Below are 2,519 nucleotides of genomic sequence, written 5' to 3' on the forward strand. Positions count from 1 at the left end.
GCGCCTCCTCCGCGCGCTGCGGACTCAGGCGCCCAATTCTTGCCTGTGCGCCTTGACGAGGTCGGCCATGCTGTCGAAGCGGAAATCCACATTTGGCATGTCGCCGGGGTGCATCGTGGCGCCGAAGCCCTGGTCGGCATGACGGCGATAGATCCAGCACGATGCCAGGCCGACGCGATTGGCGGGAGCGTGATCATGGAACATGCTTTCGGCCGTGTGCAGGACTTGGCTTTTCTCCACCCCGATCGTCGCCAGCTTTTCGAGCATATAGTCGAAGTTGCGGGCGGAGGGCTTGTAGGAGCCGATGTCCTCTGCCGTGTATATCGCGTCGAAGTCGACGCCGAGCTTCTTGTTGCTGAACGAAAAGCTCTTGTTGTCGACGTTGGAAAGGATGATCAGCTTGTAGTGCTGCTTGAGATACCGCAAGGCTTCCGCCGAGTCGGCAAAGGCCGGCCAATCCTTCACGCTTTCGCCATAGGCGATGCATTCCTCCGCGGTGGCGACGACGCCCCATTCCTCGGCAAGCCGCTTGTAGACGATCGACAGAAGATCGCGGTAGCGTCTTGCCGGAGTCCAGTTCTGCTGGCTGGATTCGTGCCGGGCATGCGCCTCGAGGATTTCGTCGCGGCTCAAACGGCCGCCGGCGCGCTCTGTCAGCGGCTTCAGGCCCTCGATCATGCCGGATTCCCAGTCGATGAGCGTGCCGTAGCAGTCGAAGGTCAGGGCCTTGAAATCGGTCAGCTTCATGGATTGCACTCCTTGTTGGTGTCGCGTGATTATCCGGCAGGCTGCTCGCATGAGCTCAGACGCGCCTCGTCCTTCGATGCAGCGCTCCTCGATGCCGTCAGCCAGACACCGAACAGGGTTACCGCCAGGCCGAGGAACATCGCTCTCGATAGCGGTTCGCCGAAGATCAGCCACGCCCAGAGCATCGTCACCGGCGGGCTGAGATAGACCACGCTGCTGACCTGTGCGGCGGTGTAGTGACGCAGGCTCATATAGTAGACGCCGTAGCAGAAGAAGGTCGAGAACAGCACCAGCCACGCCATGCCGAATTGGAAACGCCCATCGAGCGGCGGTGTCAGGCCGCCGTTCCATTCGGCGCAGGCGGCAAAGAGGATCGCCGCCGTCAGGCATTGAATGCACAAGCTCTGATGGATGGGCATATCGATCGTCCTGATCCGCTTCTGCACCACGGTTGCCAGGGCGAACACCAGCATGGAAGCCACCGTGAGGACATAGGCCCAGACCGGTGCTTTGCCGAGACTGAGGCTGTCCAGGGAGACGATAAGGACGCCCGTTACGCCCAGGGCTGTTCCGATCCATTGTCTTGCGCTCAGCCGGTGGCCGAGAATGGGCTGCGACAGCGCCGCGATGGCGAGAGGGACAAGATCGGAGATCAGCGCGACAAGGCCGGTCGGAACGCGCTGGCCGATGGCAAGGGCGAATCCGCCTAGATAGAGGAACATCGTCGCCACGCCGAACGCCATCTGCTGCGCCAAGGCGCGCCCGCTGATGCGCTGCCCGATCAAAAGAGCAAATGGCAGAAGGATAAGTCCGGACAAAAAAGTCCGCCAGAACAGGACCAGCATGACGTCGGCGTTCTCGCTGGCGTAGCGGATGCCGACGAAGCCGGAGCTCCAGCTTAGGACCAGGGCTGCCGCCACGGTCGGCCATACCAGAGGATGAGGCTTGTTCTGCAGAAGCGTCATGGGCTGTCTTTATTCGAGCGGTGCGCCATGCTCCTGAAGCGGATCACCAGCGCTGTCTGGCGCAGACTTATGGCTGCACACTCGCTGCCTTGCACATGACAAATTTCGATAGGCTCATGAAACAGCTACGAACAATGACATAAATATTTGCCCGAAAACCCGCTCTGTGTCAGAGGTTTGGCGCGGTGCTTTCATTGCGAGCGAGGATTGTCATGGCTGGAATTATGAGCCGCCGCCTGGATGTCGATGCCCTGCGGGCGCTGGTCGCGATCGAGAAACATGGCGGTGTCACCCGTGCGGCCGAGGTTCTGGGTTTGTCGCAATCGGCCGTCAGCCACAAGATGAGGCGGCTGGAAGCGAGCCTCGACTGCGAAATCCTCAGCCGGAAGCCAAACGCGCCGCTGTTCACCACGGCCGGGCACGATCTCCTGGGTTATGCGCGGCGCATCCTGGGAATTCATGACGAGGCGGTACTGAGCCTCTCGAAAAGCACGCTGCAAGGCAAGATCGCGCTGGGAATGACCGAGGATACGACCTGCACGGATCTCTCGCGCATTCTTGGCCGGTTCCGCAGGCTTCATCCCGAGGTGAGCGTCCGTACGCAAGTGCGCATGAGCCTCGTCTTGCGGGAGCAGCTCAGCCAGGGGGCCCTTGACGCCGCGATCGTCCAGCTGTTCCAGCACGAGGTTCGCCCTGCCGACATCGTCCTCTACCGCGAGACGCTGCACTGGGTGAAGTCGCCGGATCTGGTCCTGTCGAAGGAAAAGCCGATCCCGTTCCTGTCCTTCGACGAGAACTGCTTCTATC

3 protein-coding genes are annotated in these 2,519 nt (G+C 61.1%); 1 reads left to right on the forward strand and 2 read right to left on the reverse strand.

What is annotated here, in order from left to right:
* Nucleotides 1-24 precede the first annotated feature (24 nt).
* Both EOA60_RS28460 and EOA60_RS28465 read right to left on the reverse strand, forming a co-directional pair.
* On the reverse strand, nucleotides 25-747 hold the full coding sequence (locus EOA60_RS28460) for a haloacid dehalogenase type II (protein ID WP_095824591.1): 723 nt from the start codon (nucleotides 745-747) through the stop codon (nucleotides 25-27).
* Nucleotides 748-776: 29 nt separating this feature from the next.
* Nucleotides 777-1,712 (reverse strand): DMT family transporter, encoded by a 936-nt coding sequence (locus tag EOA60_RS28465; RefSeq protein ID WP_127335181.1) that lies wholly within the window; start codon nucleotides 1,710-1,712, stop codon nucleotides 777-779.
* A 212-nt stretch (nucleotides 1,713-1,924) separates the two neighbouring features.
* Here EOA60_RS28465 and EOA60_RS28470 point away from each other — a divergent pair.
* Nucleotides 1,925-2,519 (forward strand): LysR family transcriptional regulator (locus EOA60_RS28470; RefSeq protein ID WP_128312266.1); only part of this gene is annotated, 595 nt, incomplete at its 3' end.

This window comes from Mesorhizobium sp. M1A.F.Ca.IN.020.06.1.1 (assembly GCF_004023265.1).
Taxonomy (GTDB): domain Bacteria; phylum Pseudomonadota; class Alphaproteobacteria; order Rhizobiales; family Rhizobiaceae; genus Mesorhizobium.

Coding starts and splice junctions, on each gene's coding strand:
- EOA60_RS28460 (WP_095824591.1), bottom strand. CDS start 747: ATGAAGCTGACCGATTTCAAGGCCCTGACCTTCGACTGCTACGGCACG.
- EOA60_RS28465 (WP_127335181.1), bottom strand. CDS start 1,712: ATGACGCTTCTGCAGAACAAGCCTCATCCTCTGGTATGGCCGACCGTG.